This window comes from Olivibacter sp. 47, assembly GCF_030372825.1.
Classification (GTDB): Bacteria; Bacteroidota; Bacteroidia; order Sphingobacteriales; family Sphingobacteriaceae; genus Olivibacter; species Olivibacter oleidegradans.
In genome coordinates, this window is the sequence record NZ_JAUCNR010000001.1 from 6215638 (window position 1) to 6240450 (window position 24813).

Genomic DNA, 24813 nt, shown 5'->3' on the forward strand with positions numbered 1-24813 from the left:
GATTAACCTCCGGATTTAGCGCGCATCATACGCTTCATGATGGGGTTAATCAGTATCAAGCCAATACCTATCCATACGGCATATAAGGCTAATTGCTTATAACCTTCCGTATAGGCCAATAACTTATCATATAAAGAGGCCTTTTCATCGGTAATGGACATATCCGCGCCCAATAAACCGGCAACATATTGCCCGTAAGCGCTCCCTAGGAACCAAAGTCCCATCATCATACCCGTCAGCTTTTGGGGAGACAATCTAGTGATGACAGACATTCCGATTGGACCTATGCATAGCTCACTCAAAGTGATAAAAAACCAAGCAAGTGTAAAAATATTCAAAGAAGTTTTACCCTGTTCATTTGCATAAAACCGAGTTGCGAAAAACAAATAGAATCCGATAGCCAGTAAAAAGAATCCGATGCCAAACTTAATTAAGGTATTGGGCTCGATCTTCTTCTTCGCCATCCAAATCCATAACATTCCCAAGGGCGAGCTACAAAGTACAATAAAGAGCGCTCCCGATGAATTATTGATCATGTTGGGATCGATTTGGAAGAAAAGGAGCTCATGTTTTAAATTATTAGCCGCGAACAAACTCAAAGAACCACCCATTTGCTCAAAGAATGCGATATAGAAAATATAAGCGATAATGAAGATCAGTGCCGCTAACAGAGGGTACCGAAACCGCTTATCCGACAGTTTGAACCATTCATAAAAGAAATATATTAGCGCTATCGGACCGATTGTATACATAAAAAGGTCGGTATACTGCGTGTTTTGAATCATGATCAAGATGCAGGGGATCGCCAGTAAGGCTAGAAAATAAACGAGTATTTCATTGCGTCTACGTTTTCCTTTTGGTTGATGTAACAGCGGCGATAAACCAATGGGGCCCAATTGTTTTTTTGAGAAATGAAAAGTAATGAGTCCGATCAACATTACCCCACCTGCCGCAGCAAAGGCGGAACTCCAATTCACGTATTTTCCAAGATAAACGCACAGGATACCGCCCAAAAACGATCCAATATTAATACCCGCGTAAAACATACTAAAACCAGCGTCTCTCCGTGTGTCGGTGGGTTTGTATAGCTGACCAACCATCGAAGAAATATTGGGTTTAAAAAAGCCTGTACCAATAATAGATAAGGAAATTCCAATATAAAAGAAATGATTTGGTGAAATAGCAATTAAAGTACTACCTGCAATCATTACCAAAGCGCCAAAAATCAGGGATTTATTAAAACCTAAGACTTTATCCGCTACGATGCCCCCCATAAAAGTGAAGGCGTACACAAAAGCCTGGATAGCACCATATTTGAGGTTCGCTTCCCGATCATTTAAAGCCAATTGATCCACCATAAACAGGGCCAATATCCCTCGCATACCATAAAAGCAAAAGCGTTCCCACATTTCTACGGTAAAGAGATACCAGAGTTGTTTTGGATATTTTCCTTCAAAATTTTGGATTTCCTCTAAAGTTGTTGGAGGCATAACATGTATTTGGATTTGACGATAAAATTAGGACGAATGTAAATAATTATCCCGTTAACAAATAAAAATCTATCAGTTGTTTTTATGTTACAACTGATAGATATACGCTCAAAATATACTTTTTCAAACTACGGAACAAACACCGGGACTTGGCTTGGGTTTGGATTCTGCTCCAATGATCTGTTGTTAATCACTTCTTTTTCAGGTATCATGAGAATCAGTTTATTGGAGTTTTTTGGAACGCTGACATTTTGATAATGCCCTTGTGCACTTGTCCGTTCCACCGATAATTGCAAGCGCAGAATATCGAACCATTCAAGACCTTCCCCCCACATTTCCTTTCGCCGTTCCAGTAAAATGGCATCGATTAACGCTTCTTGACTCGAGGTGCTCGTTACCGCTGCGCCTCGTTCTTGCTGTAGGGTATTTAACACTTGTAAAGCAGTTTGTAAATCATTTTGTCTTGCTGCTGCTTCTGCTTCTACCAAATACATTTCTGCTGCCCGAAAATCGTAAAGGTGGCCATATGGAGGCTCGTCCCGCAATTCCCGGAATTTCGTGGCAGCATATTTCCCGGGGTACAACGGATTTTCAATAAAAAGGGCTCGTGGATCATCTTTCATTATTACCTCAACAAAATAATTGGATGGTAAAATTTGTTCGGCCTGCCAAGGCGCATTATTTTGTCCAAAATCAAACCAACAGGCAGGCGAATCATACCACCAGTAATCTTGCGAACCTTGTTCATAACCCAAAACCCACTCTTTATTAGGTGAAGAAAAGCCTGCTTTATATTCACCCGTCGTCATCAATTCATAGTTTGTACGGATTCTATTGGCATATTTTTGTGCATTAACCCAGTCTTCGATGGTAAGATACACTTCTGCCAAAAGAAAATTGACAACGTCAACATTGTAATAATTAATACTAGGGCGATTAAAGTCTATTAATAAAGTTTCAGCGTTAGTTAGATCAGCAATGATTTGATTGTAGACTTCTTCTACGGTTGCTCTCGCTTTTGGATTTAAATCGGAAGTTAATTGTAGAGGGACACCTGGCTTATCCTTAGCAATGATGTATGTGTGTTGATACATACGAACCAAATTAAAATAACAACGGGCTCGTAAAGCCAAGGCCTGTCCCTTAATTGCGTTCTTCTCTGACTGCCCTCCTATTGCTTGGTCCACATTCTCTAAGATAATATTGGTATTATTGATAACCCTATACATGGTAGTCCACATCGTAGATGTGACACCGCTAGTCGCATCGTAACGTTGGTTACTATAAGTATAGAAGTACCAATTATTACCTACCTGCTCTTGATTGACCATCATATCCAAACCTGAAACGGTTGATAACAATTTAATTCCTAAAGGACTAGATGTCGCTGGATTATCACTGCTTCCATTGTTTCCATCTCGCATCATGCGATAAGTACCTTGTAACAGTAAATTCAAACCGGTAACATCTTGCAGAACCGTTGTATTGGTCAAATCAGAAGTTGGCTCTTCTGTCAAGAATTTCTCGCAACCAGTGCTTAGCAATAGCATCGTTGTCAATAGACCTATTAAAGTTTTATTTATAAATTTCATTTTGTTATATTTTTACGCCTCATTTAAAAAGACACGTTTAAACCTAAAGAATAACTCCTTAATGCAGGAACACCTGAACTAGCATCCACTACACCAACTAAACCATTACCATAGTTCTCGGGATCCGTACCACGGCCTTTTGCACTGCCAAAGGTGAGTAGATTATCTCCTCGGAAATAGATCCTTAATGCAGAGAGGCCCCACTTCGACACTAACGACTGCGGTAAATTATACCCCAGCATCACATTTTTCAAGCGTACGAAATTATTAGTGAATATATATTGATCGCTGTAACGCGCATTGGCAAAAGCATCAAATGTACGGTACGTATAGATCTTCGCGATATCGGTTACATCTCCCGGTTTCTGCCAACGGCGATCCAAATTATCGTAGGCGGCAAAATTCTCCCGCAATACATTACTTTCTGAGTAGTTGTAATCATATAGCTTACCACCGAAGCTATAATAAAGCATAAAGGAAAGATCTAAGCTTTTGTATCGAAAATTATTAGTGAATGCGCCAAAAACATCAGGCAATACAGAACCCTGATTGATGCGTTGTTCGTTCACATTCACTTCATTGTAGTTTTCTGTCTTTTCCTGACCAATAATATTTCCGTTTCCGTCAAATTCATATTTCCACCATTGGTTATGTCCATTATCGGGGTTGACACCGGCGAAACTGGGGGCATAAATATCATAACGCGACCCGCCTTCTTTCCATTTAAAAATGGCAACACCCTGACTATATTGCTCCTCTTTGCTTGGTAGACTTGTTATTATATTCTTATAGCTAGTGGCATTTAACGAAACATTCCAATCAAAATCCTTTGTTCGGACGGCTGAATAATTCAGATCTACCTCCCATCCTTTGTTCTGCACATCTCCAATATTGGTTAAAATTGCATCCATTCCTAAAGAAGGGGCCAATGGCCTATTTAACAAAAGATCTTGTGACTTACGTGTGAAATATTCTACACTTCCGGAAAGTTTGTTAAAAACTGAAAATTCAAGCCCAATATTCGTTTGAATATTCGTTTCCCATTTTATATTTTCATTCTCCAACTGATTTAATCGTACACCGACAGTTCCAACATAGCTTGTTGGCCCATATAAAGCTTGATAAGCATAGTAATTTCCTACGCGATCATTCCCCACTTCACCGTAACTGGCTTTCAGTTTTAGGTTCTGTAACCAGTCTTGTGTATTCTCCATAAAGGACTCTTCAGAGATACGCCAAGAAGCACCTAAAGAATAAAATTGTCCCCATCGATGATCAGGATGAAAACGGGAAGAACCGTCAGTACGAATGCTACTCGATATATAAAAGCGATTATCAAAATCATATTCCGCTTTACCAAAGAAACTGGCGAGACCATAACGTCCAAAGGTTGACCACGCAGTTGGATCATTAGATGCAAGTGAGATTTCTTTAAAGTAAGGAAGCGCAAGTCCTGAGCGGGTTACTCCAGAACCAGAAGTAGTATAAGAATAAATTTCCTGCCCAGCGAGTACGTTGATATGGTGCAAGTTATTGAAGGTCTTATCATAAGTTAACACATTATTAACTGTGTGCGAATAAGATCGGTAGTTGTCGCGCTGCACATAACCTTCTGATGGAAGCAGCTGATTTTCACGTTCAGGACTTTTCCACATACTATAGAAGTTGTCAATCAGTTGGAACGAATAAGTCGTTTTCAGGCTTAACCCGTCTAACAATCGGAACGTAAGAGCAGATACAGTTTGTAAATTATCGGTTTGGCTATTTTTTGCTTCTGTTAGCGCTCCATAGGCACTCCATCGAGGCCACCAGGCACGACCGTTAGCTACACCCTCATCTAGTTGCGGTTTTCCGGTAAAAGGACTTATCGCATATGAATTGGTTTCATAGTCCCATAAATAGGCTGAATATTCCGTTGGCATCACACGAAACACCCGTGCATCAAAGCCACCGTTTACATCCGCACTGTTCATAAACATAATGGAGTTACTCATACTGAACCAATCGTTGATCTTTGAATTCAAGGCCACTCTTCCGGTGTAACGTTTAAAACCGTCGCTGATATGAACGCCCTTATCATTCAGGTAGGAAAAGGAGGCATAATAGGTATTATTTTCGCCCATTGCCCCGCTAAAATCCACTCCGTAATCTTGCTTTAAACGATAGTTGAACGCTTCATCAAACAGATCAAAATCCCATAAGCGTTGCGCTTCCGGCTTTATTTTCCCGTCCAAACCCACGGGGTAATCCATGTTCCAACCCGAACGATAATTCCTGATCAGGTTACCGTTCGCATCATAGAGGGGCGTCGTATTCCAAAATACAGAAGGTACCCGGTTACTCGCGTACTCTCGCGCTTCTTCATCGGATTTTCCATCAAAATCTCGCGCATCGTTGTACAAGCCTTCCCACGCCAATTCCCATTGTTTGGCGGGAGATACTCGTTCAGGAAACTTCACGGCAAAATCACTAGTTGTCCAAGCGGCCCGTGCATTCACCCTCGCTTTGCCGCTCGCGCCGCGTTTCGTGGTAATCATAATCACGCCATTTGCCGCTCTTGAACCATAAAGCGAAGTAGCAGCCGCATCTTTCATCACGGTGATAGACTCGATGTCCGACGGAGAATAAGCATTTAAATTCACGTCGGAAGGAACTCCATCGACGACGTATAGGGGCGCCATTTCTGCCGTTAATGATCCGATACCTCGTATGTTAATAGTTGGGTTCGCTCCAGGTCGTCCTGAAGTATTTGTGACCTGCACACCTGCGGAAAGACCTTGCAAGCCTTGCGCAACGTTGGAAGTGTTTACGTTTTCAAGCTGCTTCGCATCAATGACGGTAGCCGACCCGGTAAAGGACGATTTTTTGCTCGTTCCGTAGGCCGTAACCATAACCTCATCTAACCCGGCGATATCATCTTCCATCACTACTTCAAGATTATTTGAGTTGGTCACAACCAGCTCGTAATTCTTATACCCTATAGATCGGAAGATTAACTTAACACCAAGCTTCGGTAACTTGAGTAAAAATTTTCCTGATTCATCAGTTTTCGTACCGATACCCTCTCCGTCTTGCACAATACTCACGTCTGGTAATGGAAGTCCTCTCGAATCTTTTACATGTCCTGTTATCTGTTCCTGCGCTTGTACTCGCATTACGGAAAATAGCAACAGCATTAAAAACGTCCAACTGAGACGCCTTTTACTGGTTTGGTAGTTTGTCTGCATACAAATTTAAATTATAGTTAATACATCGTGTGGATACACAAAAGTTAGATCTCGCAGTGATTTCCTCGGTTCTGATAAACAAATAATTGGATAGCGTTAGTATATAAATGTCATTTAAACATTTATATTTCAAATGTAGAATGAAATGAGAAGCCTTACTTGCCGGATTTTAACAGGAACATTTCAATTTTTAACCAGTTTGTTACATGCTTTTCATATCTGCGAAGTTTCAGGAAATAAATAGTAATCTGAAAGGATGGATATCCTCTATTTTACTCTCCTGGCGACCCGTAAAGGTAGAAGCCCTCATGAATAAATAAAGACTGCACTATGTAGCCGTCGCTCCTAGTGCAGTCAAAGAGTCTGTATGGATTTGTTACTATGCTGTCCATCTCACGCTAAAGCTAAAAAGACCATCCGCCTCACGGCGGATAGTCAAACACACATGAAACAAAATCTTTAGTTTTCGGGTTTATCCCCGGATATTTTTCTCGGAAAAAAATGGAATACGTTACAATTGATTAGCCACTAGCCATCCGCTTAGCTTTCCACACAAATCTACATAAGACATTTATCCGAAATTAACCAGATTTTAACAATGTATCATCGAATATGAACAAAAAGGGAACCGCCTCTTTCGAAGCGGCCCCTACCATAGATTATCTTAGTATGTTTTTCTTAGTTATTATTGTTATCAGTCAATGTTAATATCGTTTCTTCGCTATACAATGGAATCAGATAAGCGCCCCTTTCGATATCCAGCTTTTTATCCAAAGAATAGCTCGCTACTTTACTATCTTGGCTCAATCGCAAAAAGGCCTGTGGGGTAAAAGCATTTTTAGCAGCAAGCTTAATACGTATAGCTTTTGTATTTACATTGTACGCAACTTCACTGAATTGGCCCGCATCGAGGCTTAGCCAGAGCTTGGCCGATGCGATAAATATTTTCGATTTTGCAGCGGTAGTCGGCTTTAGCACAACCCAATCCTTTTCTTCTTTAATGTTACCACCAAAGCTTAACCATCCAAAATCTTCATGACGCACTAGATAGCTCGACGTATTGATTGCATAGCCAAAGAAACCACTACCGTAATCTCCTGATAAGGCATCATTTGCTAAGGTAGACGGGTAAGAGTGAAAAGCGGAAGGACCGAAGCCATCCTCCGTAATATTAGCTATCGCGCCCATTAGGCCTCCATAGCCCACACGCAATAAATGGAGATTTTCTGGCTGATCACGATAGGCTTTCAGTACAGGGATCGCATTCAATGCCGAACCATAGTGATGAATCTGCCGCTCGACGCGCGCTATTTTACCTCCATAAAGAAAGTCCCAATAACGGCGCGCATTACCATTATAGGCCCAATGTGGCATAGTAGGCATATACGCCATAATCGCACTTAGTGTTACAGCCGCCTTATCTTGATAGCCAAAATAATCGGACCACATGTATACCTCCTCTTGTCCGGTAGAATCCCACGGCATCTCACTCCCAAACGGATAATTTAATGTACGCCAATGGTCAGCTCGTGCTTTCATAGCTGTCTCCAGCTCTTGTGCCTCCACCAACATATGCTCTGCCTTTAAATCCTGTAGTATAAGCAGGAATATTGTTCCTTCCATCTGGCCAAATTGTGCGTAATAAGGGGCCTGTTTCACCATGGCCATGCTCGTGTTAAAAGCCTTATCTAAATACCATTGCCAACTTTCGCGATCTACCAGCCCCTGATGATACCGAGCCAGTCGGTACAGCACCCAGTGTGCAGCCGCTACATGCGGGTAATTATAGGATCGGCCAACATCATCTGCCCCTTTTTTATTCCAGGCCGACCAAACTTTATAATTAATATTCGGATCGTAAGTACCTGCTGGCATGGAGTCCGGCTCATAGTAAAACACACTTTTTTTAACGCCATACTTCTGAGGTCCTTCGCTGTGCTGAATATTTCCCCACAATGTTTCGTGCGCAAAGGCTTGTAACTTTTGCAGTTCTTCCTTGTTAGGCTGCACTAATTGCTTCATAATGGCTTCCAACCAACTTCCGGCACCACCTTCATCGCTTAACCCGGCAACCCAAGCGCGGCGATCTTGTGTTACTTGCTTTTGCTCTTCATAATCGTATGAAATAACTGATGGGTTCCGCCCAAAAGGGTCATTCGCTCGATCAAACCACTGTTTGGTGGTCAAAAAGTGGCCGATAGAATCCATCACCTGTGTTTCAGGTCGAAGAACTTTATAATGGATCGTTTGCACATTGCCATCTGCATAATGAATTTTTATAGTTGCCCTGCCCCATTTGTTTCCTTTAATGCGATAAGATTGTAAGTTTCCTTTTTGTCCCTTTTCTCTGTTTAAGGATAGCGCTCCTTCTGGAAATACTTTAACCGATTGGATTTTCTCTTCATAATCGAGGAATAATTTTCCGTCTACATCTTGTGGTAATACATAACCGGGTATTCCTACGGCAAGAGGTCGGTGATTCGTTTTTAAGGCTTTCTCGATCTGTGTAATATCTGCTGCTAACACAAATTGCAATCCATAACTTAATTTTTGCTTCGGCTTTAAGATCACTGAAGTAGGTTCATTCCACTGGCTAACACCCTTCCATTCCTTTTCCGCATAAGCTTTACTATGCACCGTCCATTCGTGAAAACCTTCAAAAGTAATGCCCCTCGGGGTTGGATCATCTAGCAGTGGTCTGTAGGCTTCAAACGGTGTTTTGCCGTAGGGAAGCACCAACAGTGCTTCTCCCTTCCCGCTCAAACGCGCCACTTGTAGATACCCTGCATCCATGCCTATATAAGGATCAAAAAAACGTTTTTGCGTGTGCTTCATCCAAACTTCGCTCGTGCAAGATATTATTAAAGATCATGGGAATTCCGAGGGCTCCTATTTCGACACCTTGTTCCGTGTTGTTAGTAAGTTCAAAACGAAGAATCAGCTTTCCATCTACCTGTTCCCAACAACGCTTAATCTTTATCGGAACGTCATTCCCTAAAGTAGAACTTAAATCAGCCGCCGCTAATACTTTCCCCGCTTGCGGCAAAGCCTGTACCTTACTCCGATGTTTTGCGGACGAGTAATCTTTCCATTCCACTGATCCGACCTGCCTTAAACGCAAATTAATGTCACCTAACTGATAAAGTCCATCCGCCTTACGCAAATCCAGTCGATCACCTGGCGTGAAGTCAAATGCTAAGTCGTTCAATGGTTGCAAGGCCGCAACCGTCTGTGATTCCTTAATGAGCACGAGATTAAATGATTGGGTACGATAGCTCTCCTTCCCACCGGCGAGCCCTAAAGTTTCCGGCCGCTGAGCAAGAGCTTTCCATGGATCTTGCGCATAACAAATGAAAGTCAATAATATACAAAATGGTATAAATAGAAGACTCCGTGTAAGCCCTTTGTCAATGCCAGTCGTTGGTATATGCATCTCTCTGTTCATGTATATCTTAGCTTATGAAAAAATTGCTTCAATACACAAATGTAAACAAGACACTTATTCAATTGAAACCGAATATTGACCTAAAGTAAGCTTATTTTAACGTTTCTCGATAGTTCAACCAGGGATTTCGCCTTTAAAAAAGGAACATTTTTATTAATCAACTTTTTTGTCGCTTTGGCTTGATCCAAACCGACACAAAGATCAAGGCAGTGTAGGCTACCTTGCACCTGATGACAAAGCATCACTGGCGCGTATTGGAGCCGTTTCACTTCCTCAATCCGCTTGGATACTGCAATATGAACAGACGTGCAAATGCTTTACTGCTCGTTGCTTCGGTATCCTCCAAGGCCGTTTATCCGACACTCGGGGCCCTATGGCTGCCCGCAAAAGCTCTTCGTTCAGCTGAATATCGCCTAGGAAGTTTGCGGCTTGCAGGTTGAAGCACTACCATCGTAGCAAAGTTCCAAGCGATGAGTCTTTGGTTACTTTCTGCGGAAGAAAGTGACAAAAAAATGTTCCTTTAATATAAACACCTTCATCTATATACTAAAACGAAACCGACCAACGGAGTTCACCGAAGGTAATCCCTGCCCTACTTTTAGACTGTTTGGACATCAATTACTGGACTATTCAGTTTCTAAAAATTGGACTACATAAACAAAACCACTAATATATACCTTCGTATAAAAAGTAACATCATGTTTTCAATACAAACTCCCTTAGAAAATGAACGCGCATTGTTAGTTCCTTTAGTAGAAGCCGATTTTGATGATTTATATACCATCGCTTCGGATAAAAAGGTATGGGAACAACATCCCAATAAAGATAGGTGGCAAGAAACTATTTTCCGTACATTTTTTGAAGGCGCTATGCAAAGTAAGGGAGCCTTTAAAATTATAGATAAGGAAACAGACCTCGTAGCAGGCAGTACTCGTTTTTATTCCTATAACGAAGAAGATAATAGCATTCAGATCGGTTACACTTTCCTCGCTACCCAATTTTGGGGTACAGGCTTAAATCCCGCGGTGAAAAAATTGATGCTCGCTTATGCTTTTCAATTTGTGAACCGGGTGTACTTTCAAGTTGGCGCAGGTAATCTTCGTTCACAGATAGCCGTCAGCAGGCTCGGCGCTACGAAAATCGCCGAGCAAGAAGTAGCTTATTTTGGAGAGCAACCGAAGCTAAACTTCGTATATGAATTGAAAAAGCAGTGAGACGCTTCGTCACTCATCATCGTTACTAAATTGTCTTACCACGCCGGTGGTTCTACCCCAAGCAAATGCTTTACAAAATAATCTCTTCTTTTATGTTCTCCAAAATCGCCACCGGAGGAATGTCCCATTCCCGGCACCATTAAAAAGTCAAAGTTCTTGTTAGCTTTAATTAAGGCGTTTACTACCTGAAGAGTAGAAGAGGGATCAACATTATCATCCAATTCGCCCACAATCAGCATTAACTTTCCCTGAAGGCGATAGGCATTTTCGACATTGGATGATTCGGCATAGTGCGGACCAATGGGATATCCCATCCATTGCTCATTCCACCACATTTTATCCATTCGGTTGTCGTGACAGCCACAGGAGGATACCGCGACCTTATAGAATTCAGGATGAAAAAGCAAGGCTCCTGCGGAACTTTGTCCACCTGCGGAGGTACCATAAACCCCCACTCGGCTTAAATCTAAGTATGGATATTTTTTAGCGGCTGCCCGCATCCAAGCAATACGATCCGGAAACCCCGCGTCCTTCAAATTCTTCCAACAAACGTCATGAAAGGCCTTTGACCGATTAGACGTTCCCATGCCATCTATTTGTACGACAATAAAGCCCAATTCCGCAAGCTCTTGCGCACCGTAGGGAACAAGGGTCTGAAAACTTTTTGGTACAAAGGAACTGTGGGGACCGGCATAAATATATTCTATTACCGGATACCGTTTATCAGGGTCAAAATTAGTTGGACGAACAATGATGCCCCATATATCTGTTTCGCCATCGCGCCCTTTTGATGTAAAAACCTCCGGCATTTTCCATCCGGTAGCTATTAATGGGCGGATATCAGCTCTTTCCAAATCCATCAGTACTTTTCCGGTAACCGCATCTCTTATACAAGTAACAGGAGCTAAATCAACCCGCGAATACTGGTCAACAAGCAGCTTATGATCCGGTGAAAAACTTGCATCATGATTAGCATTTTCATTCGTTAACGCCTTTAATTCTGTTCCATCAAAATTGATGCGATAATACTGAATAAGATAAGGATCTTGTCCTTTTTCCCGACCACTAGCGGCAAAAATGATTTGTCGCGTTTTTTCATCGACATGAACGACTTTCCGAACCACCCATTCACCTTTTGTAATTTGATTTTTGATCTTCCCGGATAAACCATCATAGAGGTACAGATGATTCCAACCATCGCGTTCAGAAGTCCAAATAATTTCCTTTCCATCCGCCACATCATAACGATATTTCTTTCCGCTATAATCAATAAAAGTTTTACTCTGTTCATTCACCAACACCCTTGCTACGCCGGTCTGAGCATCCATTTCAATTATTTGATAACGCTGATGGCCGCGTTGGTTGTATTCAACAGTAAACGAACGGCTATCCTTACGCCATGCAGGAAAAGATAAATCGTATTGGTTTTCAACCAAACTTGCGGGCATTGCCATTACTTTTTTTTCCTCGACGATGAACAACGTTGGCGTACGCTGTGGTAATGCATCGCCAGGTTTTAGGTAATCGCGCGTTTGTAACTTAGGTTGTAGCTGCTCGTCAGGAGACGACTCAATTAAATAAAGCGTATGATCTTCGTTCTTCCTGACCTTCATGGCTGCCAACTTTTTGCTGTCGGGCGACCAAGCCATCCAAGCATCGTAGTATTCCCCGGCAGAACCATCGAAGCTCAACTGAACTTCCTTATCGTTGCCTTTCCTTCTTTGAATATACACATTATAGTTTTTTATATAGGCTACCCATTGGCTGTCCGGTGAAAAGGTCTTACGATCCTGTGCACCTTTAAATCGCTTTCCCCAATATCCTCTCCCGTTCTGTAAGCGTGCTGTAAATTCTTTATTTTCTTCCACTTTTCCCGAAGATAAATCTAAATCCCAGCCCTTTTCATAAGCGGCAAAAGTTAATCGCTTCCGCTCTATCGAATAACTAAACTGCGTCAAGGGCAAATTTTCCGCATCGACCTGTACGCCGCTTGAAGCTGATAGCTGTTGCGCTAGTCGCTGATGATCGAATGCAGGTCTCTTTTTCTGCTGACTGCAATCAGCTATCACAAACTGCTTACCTTTTTCTGTTGTTACACAATAGAAAGCTTGGTGTGTTGAATCTATCCATATTGGATTGGAAGTTAAGCCAGGTGTTTTACCTTTTATTAATTCTCGTAAATTATTGGCTCGATTGTAATCTTCTTTCGTACCCTGGGCTAACACATTCGATCCGCTAAGCGCGACTGTTAAAAATACGATCAAGCTTAGTATACTTCTGTTCATATGAATCCTTTCTTTATTCTAGAATGAGGCCTATTTTACAATTTGTTTCTTTGCTATCAGGTAGTAAACCGGAATTCCTGCTAAAGTGATGATCAAGCCGGGCCAAGTATATTGTGGTTTATAAATAATCAATAAAATACAAAAACTTAAGCCCATTAAAACATAGATAATCGGCAAAACCGGATAACCGAAAGCTTTATAAGGTCGTGGTTGTTCGGGCCGTTTCTTTCGTAAAATGAATATTCCGATTATGGTTAACATATAGAATAGTACCACAACAAAGGATATCATATCCAGGAGATCACCATAGCGACCGCTTAAACACCATAACGACGCAATGATAGCCTGCAGCCATAATGCTACCTCGGGAACCGCCTGCTTATTTAGGGTACCTACGTTCTTAAAAAACGCGCCTTCTTTGGCCATCGAATAATAGACACGGGCACCCGCCATAATCAGTCCGTTGTTACAACCGAAAGTAGACACCATGATCGTCAACGCAATGATCATGGTTCCTGCATTCCCAAAGATTATATGAGAAGCGGTGACCGCAACGCGGTCCTTTTCGGAAGCGGCCATCTCCGGAAGGGTCAAAACTCCCGTATACATTAAATTGGTGAGCATATATAACAAGGTAACCAGTATGGTTCCCAGCGCTAAACTAAGGCCCACATTTCGTTGCGGATTTTTAACTTCGCCGGCAATGAAGGCCACACTATGCCAAGAATCACTACTGAAAATAGATCCGACCATGGCAGCAGCTATAGCACCGAAGGCAGCTATGCTTGTGTATGTTTCTATCGAGCCATCTATATTTAATCGCTGCAAGTTCCACGTTGAACCGCTTAACCAATTTGTTTGCCATACGTCTGACTTAAGGGCTAATAAGCCAAAAATAATTAAAAGCGCCAGTGACAGTATTTTAGCAAGCGTTATAATCGTTTGTACCCATTTAGCATTGCTTACACCGCGCGTATTAATATAAGTCAACAAGAAAATAATCACAATACTGAGAAGTTGAGCCGGCGAAATTTGGAGGATGCCAAAATTCGCGATCACCAAATCTTCACTGAATTGAGGTAGAAGATAAGCGGTAAACTTTGCGAATGCCACTCCTACGGCCGCAATGGTAGCCGTTTGGATAACTGTAAAAAAACTCCATCCATATAAAAAACTAATCAGTGGATTATAAGCTTCCTTCAAGTATATATATTGGCCCCCCGCCTTGGGAAACATAGCACTCAGTTCTCCATAGCTCAAAGCTGCGGTAAGGGTCATAAAACCTGTGATAAACCAAACAAACATCAACCAACCGGCGCTACCGGTCTGACGGGTAATATCGGCACTGACAATAAAGATACCGGAACCAATCATGCTGCCTGCAACAAGCATCGTGGCATCAATGAGCCGTAAAGAAGGTTTAAAGCCCGTTTGATGCATTTCTTTTTCTGTTGTCATGCAGGGGGCGACAGTCAGTTTATCTTTACTTGAAATCATAGAATTTCCATTTTGTTTTGAAATCTTTAGACAATTTTTGATTGGTAAGAATTGCCCGCATCATCTCAATAGGCATCTGATTTTCCTGCATAAACGCATCATGAAATGCCTTCATCGTCATCTTTCCACTGTCAACAAGTTCATGCTTTAAACCCATAATTTGGATTCCTCCAAGTAAATAGGCCGCCTGATAAAGAGGAGGATAACCACCTTGAAACGAACGCCTTACTTCTCCTTCTGCGTTTGCACGTTCAAAGCCAACACGATTAACCAGAAAATCAATGCATTCCTGAGGGGACCACTTCCCGAGATGATAATTCAAAGAGAAAATAATACGGGCACAACGGTGCATGCGCCAAAACAACATACCTATACGCTCCTCGGGAGTTTTAGCGAAGCCATTTTCATACAACAACAACTCCCAATATAAGGCCCACCCTTCTGTATAAAAAGGTGTTCTAAATTCTCTTCTATAAGGCTTATATCGACTATTCATAAAGTACTGCAAATGATGCCCCGGAATAAGTTCGTGCTGTACGGTACCTCGAGAGAAATAAGGATTATTGCCACGCATACTCATCATCTTATCTTCGTATGACATCCCAGACGTTGGATATGAGATACTAATTTCTCTTCCTCCTGTGAAAAAGGGATTCACTAACTGTCTTTGCGGTGTCATCATGATCATCCCCCAAGTTTCGTCAGCCAGCTCCGGCCAAGTAATCCAATCCCGTTCCGTTATAAATGACTTGGCATCATTGTACAATTTTATAATCAGCTCCGGTTGTTGCCCTACCGGAACGTAACTATTCTTAACCTGTTCTTGTGCTTTTTTCCAATCGCTTCCAAAACCCATTTCCGCCGAAGCTTTCAATAGTTCTTTATCACACCAAGCAAACTCTTGATTTGCAATTTCAATAAGCTCTTGTGGACTGTAAGGTATATATTCGCGGCGTAGTAATTTATTCAACGCTGCCTCACCAACCGGATTCCCCTTGATACCACTTTGATCGGGTTTCTGCGTGGTCCTTAGTTCACCCAATGCAGCCAATCCTTCTGCGTATTTTCCTAATAATGAATCAAGCTGTTCGTAAGTCTGCGGCACCCACCAAGTAAACATGGGATCATAATCATTATAAAACTTGAAAACATTCTGTAATCTTGCCTGTAAAGCAGATACGGCTCCACGTGCAAATTCAGCCTCTCTCTTGTCAATTTTAGTTTGTTTCGATAATTCCTCTAAGCGCGTTTCCAAGTATTTGGATAGCGCATGCAGTTCTCCGGCAATCTTTTCACCGTCCACTGAGCCACCCCTCAGCCTTACACGCTCTAAGTTATAAATGGAATCTGCGAAAGGAATAAAGGGTTTGATCGATTGATATTGAGCATCTTCCTCCTTTAGCTCCTCTTGATAACCCTCTATCTGATTTTTTAATAAGAGGTAATCTACCTGTCCATTAACTTGTAGCTTATCAAACTGAAATTTAGTCAGTTCATTTAAATACAGAATATTAATTTCATTCAGTCTTTTTCTTTGTTGGGGCGAGTTCAAAACCGGTTGATAGGAAAATCCGTTTGCAGCCCGCGGTGAATAAAAATCGAGGATCGTATGCACATCTTGATCATATCGGATAATTATTGGAGCTATTTCGCTCGTCTGCTTATAGAAGTCGCTTGGTTGCGCATCCATTTTTTCCACCTGTACTAAGAATAAAAAAACAAACATCATTTTTGAGAGCACCGTAATGGCCTTCGAGTTCGTATTGATCATTTCCTTTTGCTATTTATAAATTAATTTAGTGTACCCTCCTCAAGCCACTTAAATCGCTGATCAAGTATCACAAGTTATCGCCCTAAGCAAAATGGAGGTTTATATTGTCAATTGTTAGCAAGAGCAAATATAATTTGATATGCATGTAATAGGCGATCAAATATTAACCATTTATTACCTTATTTTAAAAGGAAATGTAATATAATAGTTAGCTTTCACATTCTTAGCCTTCATTCCACCAAGGATTTTACTTTTAAAAAGGAACGTTTTTTGTCACTTTTTTCCGCAAAAAGTAACCAAAAACTCATCGCTTGGAACTTTGCTACAAACGGTAGTGCATCAACGTGCAAACCGCAAATTTCCTAGGCGATATTTTAATAGAACGGAGGGTTTTTGCGGGCAGCCAACAAGGCCTCGGGTGTGGGGTAAAACGGCCTTGAAGGATACCGATGCAACGAGCAGCAAAGCATTTGCACCTCTGTTTATGTTGCACTACCCAAGCGGATTGAGGAAGTGAAACGGCTCCAATACGCGCCAGTGATGCTTTGCCATCAGATGCAAGGTAGCCTACACAGCCTTGATTTTGCTCAACTTTTATCAAGAAAAGTTGAATAAAGAAAACGTTCTTATAATATAAACACCTTCAGCTATATATTAAAAGCGAAACCAACCAACGGGAGTTTGCCGAAGGTAATCTCTGTTCATTCCATGTAAAAAATTTGTAGCTGAAACTCTTTTTTTCGAAAAAGGGTTTCATATAAAAAATTAAAACTCTATTTTCAACGATGCGAGCATCCGGCTTGCATGAGAAGACAATTTTAACCTGCAGATCAAAGATGGAATATACATTTGATGCTATTGTCATTGGTTCCGGTATTAGCGGCGGCTGGGCAGCCAAAGAATTATGTGAAAGAGGGCTGAAAACATTGGTTATCGAGCGGGGCCGAATGGTAAAACATGTCCGGGATTACCCCACTGCGATGCTTGATCCTTGGGATTTTCAACATGGCAATACAAAAACATGCACCATGATTGAAGAGAACCCGACCATCAGTAAACACTATGCATTTGATGAATCAACGAAACACTTCTATATACAGGATGCGCTGCATCCTTATATCCAAGAGAAACCTTTTGATTGGATTCGAGGTTACCAAGTGGGCGGTAAATCACTCTTGTGGGCAAGGCAAACCCAACGCTGGAGCGATTATGAGTTCGAAGCCCCAAAACGCGACGGATTTGCTGTTGATTGGCCTATTCGTTATAACGACTTGGCTCCCTGGTATAGCCACGTAGAAAAATTTGTCGGTATTTCCGGTAATCGAGACGGGCTTCCCAACCTTCCTGACAGTGAAGTTCTACCCGCATTTGAAATGAATGCAGTTGAAAAATACATTAAAAGTAAAATCAATCGCCATTTTCCCGATAGACCGGTCATTATGGGAAGGTGCGCACACGTGACGGCTCCGCAAACAGTACACACGGAGCAAGGCAGAACAAAATGTATGGCTCGCTCACTATGCCAACGAGGTTGTCCTTTTGGTGCCTATTTCAGCTCAAACGCTTCCACCTTACCTTGGGCGGAGAAAACCGGGAACCTCACCATCAAAACAGATACCGTCGTACATTCCATCTTGTATGATGAGAAAGCAGGAAAGGCCGTTGGTGTAAAAGCGATTGAAAGTGACACGAAACGGGAACATCTATACAAAGCCCGTATTATATTTGTAAATGGCGCAACTTTAAATAGCAATTTGATTTTATTGAACTCAAAATCGAGTAAATTTCCGAATGGTCTTGGCAATCTGAATGGCTTAATGGGAACGCACATTGCCTTTCATAACTATCGTGGAAGGATAACGGCCTCTATAGACGGTTTTGAAGATCAATATTATTTTGGTCGCAGGCCCACCCAAGTATTTATGCCCTCTTTTAGAAATGTGTATAAACAGGAAACAGACTTTTTGCGCGGTTATATGGTGGCCTTCAGTGCAAGTAGAGAAGGGTGGTCTAAGCGGGCAGATGGTATCGGCTCCACTTTCAAAGAGGCGCTTACGGAGGCTGGAAAATGGGTAGTTTCCATGATGATGCAAGGAGAAACGGTACCTATCAAAGAAAACCATGTACGATTAAGCAACGATAAATCGGATCAATGGGGAGTACCTTTATTAATAACATCTATCGCCTACACGGAAAACGATGATAAACAGCTTCTAGATTTCTTTCAAGAGGGAGTAAAAATGCTTGAAACAGCTGGCTGTCAAGACATTGTTACAGTTGATCAACATGCTATTGGTTATAGAAATCCAGGGCTTGAAGTTCACGACATGGGAGGTGTGCGCATGGGAAACGACCCGGATACATCCCTTTTAAATAAATGGAACCAACTGCATCATTGCAAAAATGTATTTGTTACAGATGGGGCCTGTATGACTTCAACCGGTAACCAGAATCCATCACTCACTTTTATGGCCTTGACAGCGAGAGCTGCTAATTACGCCGTGGATGAAATAAAAAGAGGCAACTTGTAAATTAAGTTGCCTCGCTTGCGATTCCATTTAATATCTAAAACTTCATAACGAAGCCTCCATTTCCTTTCATCGATATCGGAAGCTTGTTTGTCGCCGTAATAGTTTGATGTGTTATAAGCTCCGAACCATTCCCATCTGTAAATAACGCTCCTTGCTTTCCATCAATAAAAGACAAGTTAAGCGCCAATTGTTTCTCTTGCGTTTCTCCATTAATTCCAGCTATATACCAATTATCGCCTGATTTACGGGCAATAATTACATATTTACCGGGATACCCATCAATGAACTTCACATCATCCCAGCTGTTTGGCAACGCACGTAAAAAATCCTGAACATCTTCCGATACATGTTTCATTCCTTCCGGTGACTCTGCGTAATGTTGGATACCTGAAAGAAAAAGTACACTTGTTGCCAATTCAAACGCACTACTTGTTTTGCGTTGCACACTGCTTTGAATTTTATAAAGATTCATCGGTGTGAAATCCATCGGATCGAATGCATTGCGTGTAAAAGGAAGCATGGTAGCGTGCGTTGCTTCTTTATCAGCGTCGGCTTGACCAAAAGTGACCATTTCAAAACCACGAACAGCTTCTGTAGTCATTAAGTGAGGGTAGGTTCTTGCCCAACCTCTTGGCAAAGTAGCGCCATGAAAGTTTACTAATAATTGGTAGCTGGCTGCGTCTTCCAAGATTTCTTGATAATAACGAATAACTGATTGACCATCTCCTCCGAAGAAATCGACCTTGATTCCTTTAATGCCCATTTCCTTTAAACGCTTAAACTCCTGTTGCCTATCGGTATGGGTTAACAATTTATCTTTTGGCGTGTATTTTACCGTGTTCCAGTCTCCCGCAGAATTATACCACAAAATTAGCCCAACACCTTTCCGGCTGGCATACGCCGATAATTCAGCGATTTTTTCGTAGCCAATCTTTGTATCCCAGTTCACATCAATCAGGCAATATTGCCATTTCATATTTGCCGCAAAATCAATATACCGCTTTTGTTCATCATAGGTAATAAAATCGTCCTTGGAATTAATCCAGCTCCACGAGGCCTTACCGGGTTTAATAAAAGAGGAATCGGTATCCATCGCCGGCGGAGCAAGGTCGGTCCCTAAGGTAGATTCAATTATGGTTGCCAAATTACCAACGGTAACAATCCTCCATGGAGAATAGAACGCTTTATCTGAACGAGGCAAAATACCATCGTTTACTATTTCTTCCCTGGAATCAGGAAAAGCCACTTGATAAACTCCATTGGGCGATTGCCCAGCTAAATGGGTTGCACAATATTGGCTATCCAAAGCCGATTCTGTAATAAGTAACCAGTTATTGCCGCTTTTAAACAGCGAAGGATATATCCAGCCCGCACCTGTTTTTTCCGCCGTCCCTACCGGTATTTCCTGCTCATAATGTTCCTCATAAGAAGGATTCGTATGCTCCCACCCGGTTTTAGCAACGGCCATAGGTTGTAACCAAGCCTTCGACCCTGTTGGTAAGTGATAAGTTGTTAATTCTTTTTCAACCTTGGTGAGTGCTTTTATGTTAGGAAAATAATAACGGAAAGCTAAGCCATCATTTGCTAATTGAAATATGATGCGGCAATGTTGACCTTCTTTATTTTGTAACCCCAAAACCAGACCATTTGCTGCATAATGATTTTGCTTTCTCTTTGCATTGTACATTACATAGTTATCGCTAATTCCGTGATAGGCGGAATCAAATGTTACTTGTAATTTGTCGTCAAACTTAGTTTGGCTAAGTAGGACACCCAACCGTGACGAGTCTAACACCAGGGTATCATTTTTACGGAGCTGATACCATAGTCTTCCTTTCGCATCCAATTTATAAGTCAGGACGATTTTCCCGTCAGGGCTCTTCAACACCGACTGCGAGCTCGATTGGCAGGCCATAAAAGCCAGACAATATAGAAATGATGTACTATACTTGATCCACTGGCATATTTGCTTAAATCGTATCATCTTATTTAATTGAAAATTTATAGATTGTTTTGGTCTTGTAAGGCTCGCCCGGTCTTAACTCAGTGGAAGGAAAAGCTGGTTGGTTGGGTGAATCAGGAAAATGTTGTGTTTCCAGACAAAAGGCCGAGCGATATCCGTAATCTTTCCCGTCTTTGCCTATCTTTTGTCCTCCCTCCATAAAATTGCCGCTATAAAATTGTATGCCCGGCTCTTCAGTCAACACTTCCATCTCAATCCCTGTTTTTTTGCTATATACCAAAGCAGCTGTTTGTAAGCCTTCTTTTTTGTTCAACACAAAATTATGGTCATATCCCTTCCCTCTTTTTATCTGCTCATCATCCGCATTGATACGCGCACCGATTGGAGTCGCTTTTCTAAAATCGAAAGGCGTACCGGTAACGTCCATAAATTTACCGGTAGGAATCAGGGTTTCGTTTACAGGTGTAATCTGGTCTGCATATAGGGTTAAATCATGATCTAAAATGGTTGAATCTCCTTCACCATTTAAATTGAAGTAAGCATGGTTCGTTAAATTTAAAACAGTTGGTTTATCGGTCGTAGCGGTATAATCGATTTCCAAGCTATTGTTTTCTTTTAGGGAGTAAAGCACCGTCATATCAACGTTACCAGGATACCCCGCTTCCCCATCGGTCGAGTGATAAGTCAATTTAAGTGTTTTTTCATCTATCTGTTCGGCATCCCATACCCTATCATATACACCATTAGTCCCTCCGTGCAGTGAATTTTCTCCGTCATTTTTTTCCAGTTGATACGTTTTTCCATTGAGGGTAAATTGACCTTTTGCGATGCGATTTCCATACCGGCCTACAATAGCACCGTAAAAAGTTGCTTTATTTGCTTTGTAAGTTTCGGCCTTATCATAGCCTAATACGACGTCTGTTTGTGTATTTTCTTTATTCGGGACTAACAAACTTACCAAACGGGCTCCGTAATTGGTAATGATCGCTTTTGCCTTACCATTTATCAATGTATACAGTTTTACCTCTTTTCCGTCAATTTCAGCATTAAAACCGGAAGTTGTATCAACTTTCACCGTATCCGCCGTTTCAGCAGATTGTTGGGTACGCTGGTTGCATGCTCCGTTTAACAGACCCGCGGCTATTGCAGCAATGTAAATTATTTTGCTCATGATTATACTATCTATTGGTTTGATAATTCATTATTAATCAACAAAGGCCAACCTTTGTTGTCCCATTTTAATTTCTCAATTCTTAATTTAGGTTTACCCTGATCCCGAGCGTCATAGCCATGAAAAACGAGATAATCGTCTTCTTCAAGCTTTATTACGGCATTATGCCCGACGCCATGCCATCGGCTATCGCCCGCCAAAAGGAGTTTACCACCGGCAGAAGCCAAGTCTTTCCCCTGATCGTCCAAATAAGGTCCTGTCACCTTTTTCGCTCTTCCCACAATCATTTTATAAGTGCTTGCCGCTCCTTTGCAACAATAATCGATGGAGGCAAAAAGATAATAATAGCCTCCCCGTTTAAAGATAAAAGGAGCTTCAATGGCATTGCCCCCTGCATCAACTGGATTGTTGTCTATGGCTGGGGGATTAGGTGCCCGGCGATTTATCTTTCTACTGGCAAGTGTTGGTATAGTAAGCAAATCGTCCTCCGTTCGCATACCGTCTCTACTTAGTCTCACCAATTTGATACCGTCCCAAAAGGAACCAAATGCAAGAAATGGATGCCCACTTTCGTCGAACACTAGATTGGGATCTATGGCGTTCCAATTTGTCTTCCCAGGTATCGACTGGATCACTTTTCCACGGTCCGTCCACTTAAACCCCGAATCTTGCGGATTTAAAGTTGGATTAGTCGCTAGTCCAATACAGGAGGTGTTTTTTCCAAAAGCAGATATACTATAATAAAGATAGTACAAGCCGTTAAAATAATGGATATCAGGTGCCCAAATATGCCCTTTAAATGTTGGCACTTCCCGCTTTGCCCAGGCCGGTGATTCCGGAAAAACAGGTGCCTGTTTAGACCAGTTTTCCAAATCGGTTGAAGACCATACATCAATACCATCTCCGGTAGCAAAGAGATAATATTTATCGTCTGCCGAAATCAACACCGGATCGTGTACGATTACCTGTCCCGGCTGCTGTCGATGCATGTGTAGCATTTGCGCCAAATCGCTATAATCCATCTCTCCCCGCTCATCGGTTCGGATGACAATACTTCGCAAATTAAGGAGCTGAATATTTTTTTGAACGCTATAATGGGTCGCTTCCGAATAATAAACGATTCCGTTTGGATAAAGCTCGCGCGCCACATACAACCCATATAAATTCCCTTCAGAACCGCCATTTGTTACATAGCCCCACCAGTTGTCGGCGGGTGCTCTGAACAGATCAGCAAAGAAAGCTAACACTTCCTGTTCCAACGAACGTGAATTAAGATCATAGGTAGATTCTACCAATGGATCGCCTATATTATTTAAAGGAAGTTTCAGTAAGGGATATAAGTCTGAATAATCAAAATCGCGGGCAATGGGATATCCCAGAAAATATGCTGCGCGCTCTTCTGCCCTTTGCATATAATTTGTCAGTCTTTCTTGATCGATAGCTTGCAAACCCATGTCGTTTTAATATTTTGCAAAACTATCACTATAAAAAATTATAATCTAACTTTATTTTCATATCAGAAAATAAAACGGAAAATAAATCGATCATCAGAATTAAATACTTTTTATCTAACTTTGCGGCATTGAAATCAGTAAAAAGCTATGACTGATAGAATAGATAAGATGGATGCTCGTATTTTGAACATTTTACAACGGGATGCATCTTTAGGTGTCAAAGAAATTGCGGCGGAGATCGGTTTAAGTGTTTCTCCCACTTTTGAGCGCATAAAGCGCTTGCGAAAAGACGGTTACATTGAGCGTTATGTGGTGCTTGTCAATCGAGAAAAATTAGGGAAACATCTTTTAGTCATCTGTACGGTGACCCTTAAACAGCAATCGCTGGAAACCCTTAAGAATTTCGAAGAGGCGGTTAATCAATTCAGCGAGGTTTTGGAAATCATGTGCATTGCCGGCAATCACGATTATTTGCTAAAAATTGCCGTAAAAGATGTAAAGGACTACCATTTATTCGTAATGAAACATCTATCCGGCATTCCAAACGTCGCAAATGTAAATAGCAGCTTCGTACTAAAGGAAATAAAAAAAGAGACCGCCCTCGAAGTAAAAATTTGATACGACCTTTTTAGCAGTTCGCTTTTTTTCACATCTCCTTAGTCTTCAATTGGCGAGATATAAGGCCAGAGCTTCAAAAATAATTTTTCGGACTCTCTATCATGAAAATGATCCTCGAGGCAAAAGACCTCCCCTTCATTTCTTGCGTCAGGACCTACGGTTGCCGGAACCTCGCCATGTACTTTCTCCAACACCTCTACCAGGCATTCACTTAAAAAGGTGGTAGGATGTCCATTCTTCTTTAAATCAGCAAAGTCTTTATAAGGAGACAGCTGTACATTGGTAATTGACATCAAAACTTTTGCTACGTTATCCAATTTGGGGCCCATAATCTGCTCAAAATCCACCTCTCCCGACTCCAGGCATCGGCAGTCAATGGAAGAAATTAGAATGGTGAGTTCCAAAAATGCTTCCGGATTCTTTTCCCATTCGGGGTGATAGGACATCAATATGCGAATTAAATCGATTTCTCTTAACATAGCGTTTTCGGTATAATTGGTTCAACAATCGTTTTCTTTGCTTTTTGGAAATAGCATATAACGGATAACCAAACTT

The 24813-nt window shown here is 41.6% G+C and carries 14 protein-coding genes and 1 pseudogene; 4 read left to right on the forward strand and 11 right to left on the reverse strand.

Annotated elements, in window-relative coordinates; translation table 11 throughout:
- Window positions 1-2: 2 nt before the first annotated feature.
- The 4 genes and pseudogenes from QT327_RS26910 to QT327_RS26925 all read right to left on the reverse strand — a co-directional run bounded on the left by QT327_RS26910 (window position 3) and on the right by QT327_RS26925 (window position 9754).
- Window positions 3-1490: a peptide MFS transporter gene (locus QT327_RS26910; protein WP_130854831.1), complete on the reverse strand. Its 1488-nt coding sequence runs from the start codon at window positions 1488-1490 to the stop codon at window positions 3-5.
- Window positions 1491-1618: 128 nt separating this feature from the next.
- A complete protein-coding gene (locus QT327_RS26915; RefSeq protein WP_130854830.1) occupies window positions 1619-3082 on the reverse strand; it encodes a RagB/SusD family nutrient uptake outer membrane protein in 1464 nt (487 codons plus the stop codon).
- Window positions 3083-3105: 23 nt separating this feature from the next.
- On the reverse strand, window positions 3106-6309 hold the full coding sequence (locus tag QT327_RS26920; RefSeq protein ID WP_289554337.1) for a SusC/RagA family TonB-linked outer membrane protein: 3204 nt from the start codon (window positions 6307-6309) through the stop codon (window positions 3106-3108).
- A 678-nt stretch (window positions 6310-6987) separates the two neighbouring features.
- A pseudogene (locus QT327_RS26925) lies at window positions 6988-9754 on the reverse strand (DUF5695 domain-containing protein).
- Window positions 9755-9984: 230 nt separating this feature from the next.
- On the opposite strand from QT327_RS26925, the gene QT327_RS26935 reads away from it, so the two are divergent.
- Together QT327_RS26935 and QT327_RS26940 are read left to right on the forward strand one after the other, a co-directional pair.
- Window positions 9985-10194: a hypothetical protein gene (locus QT327_RS26935; protein WP_130854827.1), complete on the forward strand. Its 210-nt coding sequence runs from the start codon at window positions 9985-9987 to the stop codon at window positions 10192-10194.
- 258 nt (window positions 10195-10452) lie between these two features.
- Entirely contained in the window at window positions 10453-10968 is a 516-nt protein-coding gene (locus QT327_RS26940) for a GNAT family N-acetyltransferase (RefSeq protein ID WP_130854826.1), read from the forward strand.
- A gap of 35 nt (window positions 10969-11003) precedes the next feature.
- Here QT327_RS26940 and QT327_RS26945 read toward each other — a convergent pair whose 3' ends face one another.
- The 3 genes from QT327_RS26945 to QT327_RS26955 are packed head-to-tail and all read right to left on the reverse strand — an operon-like array spanning window position 11004 to window position 16521.
- Window positions 11004-13253, reverse strand: coding sequence for a S9 family peptidase (locus QT327_RS26945; protein ID WP_289554340.1), 2250 nt, complete (start codon window positions 13251-13253; stop codon window positions 11004-11006).
- Window positions 13254-13283: 30 nt separating this feature from the next.
- Window positions 13284-14750, reverse strand: coding sequence for an APC family permease (locus QT327_RS26950; RefSeq protein WP_289554341.1), 1467 nt, complete (start codon window positions 14748-14750; stop codon window positions 13284-13286).
- Window positions 14737-16521 (reverse strand): DUF885 family protein, encoded by a 1785-nt coding sequence (locus QT327_RS26955; RefSeq protein WP_289554342.1) that lies wholly within the window; start codon window positions 16519-16521, stop codon window positions 14737-14739. The genes QT327_RS26950 and QT327_RS26955 overlap by 14 nt, the downstream gene beginning before the upstream one ends.
- Window positions 16522-17357: 836 nt before the next feature.
- Here QT327_RS26955 and QT327_RS26960 point away from each other — a divergent pair.
- Window positions 17358-19052 carry a GMC oxidoreductase gene (locus QT327_RS26960; RefSeq protein WP_289554343.1) on the forward strand — a complete coding sequence of 565 codons (1695 nt, stop codon included), beginning with the start codon at window positions 17358-17360 and terminating at the stop codon, window positions 19050-19052.
- Between the two features lie 34 nt (window positions 19053-19086).
- Here the strand turns inward: QT327_RS26960 and QT327_RS26965 are convergent, their stop codons facing one another.
- From QT327_RS26965 to QT327_RS26975, 3 genes are read right to left on the reverse strand one after another with little or no spacing between them, the layout of a single operon-like run.
- The gene (locus QT327_RS26965; RefSeq protein ID WP_289554344.1) at window positions 19087-21036 is read right to left on the reverse strand and encodes a glycoside hydrolase family 97 protein; all 1950 of its coding nucleotides are present in this window, start codon (window positions 21034-21036) and stop codon (window positions 19087-19089) included.
- Between the two features lies 1 nt (window position 21037).
- On the reverse strand, window positions 21038-22186 hold the full coding sequence (locus QT327_RS26970) for an aldose epimerase family protein (protein WP_289554345.1): 1149 nt from the start codon (window positions 22184-22186) through the stop codon (window positions 21038-21040).
- 11 nt (window positions 22187-22197) lie between these two features.
- On the reverse strand, window positions 22198-23640 hold the full coding sequence (locus QT327_RS26975; protein WP_289554346.1) for a family 43 glycosylhydrolase: 1443 nt from the start codon (window positions 23638-23640) through the stop codon (window positions 22198-22200).
- 147 nt (window positions 23641-23787) lie between these two features.
- On the opposite strand from QT327_RS26975, the gene QT327_RS26980 reads away from it, so the two are divergent.
- On the forward strand, window positions 23788-24258 hold the full coding sequence (locus tag QT327_RS26980) for an Lrp/AsnC family transcriptional regulator (RefSeq protein ID WP_130858106.1): 471 nt from the start codon (window positions 23788-23790) through the stop codon (window positions 24256-24258).
- A gap of 38 nt (window positions 24259-24296) precedes the next feature.
- Here the strand turns inward: QT327_RS26980 and QT327_RS26985 are convergent, their stop codons facing one another.
- Window positions 24297-24737, reverse strand: a complete 441-nt coding sequence (locus QT327_RS26985; RefSeq protein ID WP_013663958.1) for a hypothetical protein — start codon at window positions 24735-24737, stop codon at window positions 24297-24299.
- Between the last annotated feature and the right edge of the window lie 76 nt (window positions 24738-24813).

Bases quoted from the DNA above. Each gene is read 5' to 3' on its own strand.
- QT327_RS26910 (WP_130854831.1), bottom strand. From the start codon at position 1,490: ATGCCTCCAACAACTTTAGAGGAAATCCAAAATTTTGAAGGAAAATAT.
- QT327_RS26915 (WP_130854830.1), bottom strand. From the start codon at position 3,082: ATGAAATTTATAAATAAAACTTTAATAGGTCTATTGACAACGATGCTA.
- QT327_RS26920 (WP_289554337.1), bottom strand. From the start codon at position 6,309: ATGCAGACAAACTACCAAACCAGTAAAAGGCGTCTCAGTTGGACGTTT.
- QT327_RS26935 (WP_130854827.1), top strand. From the start codon at position 9,985: ATGACAAAGCATCACTGGCGCGTATTGGAGCCGTTTCACTTCCTCAAT.
- QT327_RS26940 (WP_130854826.1), top strand. From the start codon at position 10,453: ATGTTTTCAATACAAACTCCCTTAGAAAATGAACGCGCATTGTTAGTT.
- QT327_RS26945 (WP_289554340.1), bottom strand. From the start codon at position 13,253: ATGAACAGAAGTATACTAAGCTTGATCGTATTTTTAACAGTCGCGCTT.
- QT327_RS26950 (WP_289554341.1), bottom strand. From the start codon at position 14,750: ATGATTTCAAGTAAAGATAAACTGACTGTCGCCCCCTGCATGACAACA.
- QT327_RS26955 (WP_289554342.1), bottom strand. From the start codon at position 16,521: ATGATCAATACGAACTCGAAGGCCATTACGGTGCTCTCAAAAATGATG.
- QT327_RS26960 (WP_289554343.1), top strand. From the start codon at position 17,358: ATGGAATATACATTTGATGCTATTGTCATTGGTTCCGGTATTAGCGGC.
- QT327_RS26965 (WP_289554344.1), bottom strand. From the start codon at position 21,036: ATGATACGATTTAAGCAAATATGCCAGTGGATCAAGTATAGTACATCA.
- QT327_RS26970 (WP_289554345.1), bottom strand. From the start codon at position 22,186: ATGAGCAAAATAATTTACATTGCTGCAATAGCCGCGGGTCTGTTAAAC.
- QT327_RS26975 (WP_289554346.1), bottom strand. From the start codon at position 23,640: ATGGGTTTGCAAGCTATCGATCAAGAAAGACTGACAAATTATATGCAA.
- QT327_RS26980 (WP_130858106.1), top strand. From the start codon at position 23,788: ATGACTGATAGAATAGATAAGATGGATGCTCGTATTTTGAACATTTTA.
- QT327_RS26985 (WP_013663958.1), bottom strand. From the start codon at position 24,737: ATGTTAAGAGAAATCGATTTAATTCGCATATTGATGTCCTATCACCCC.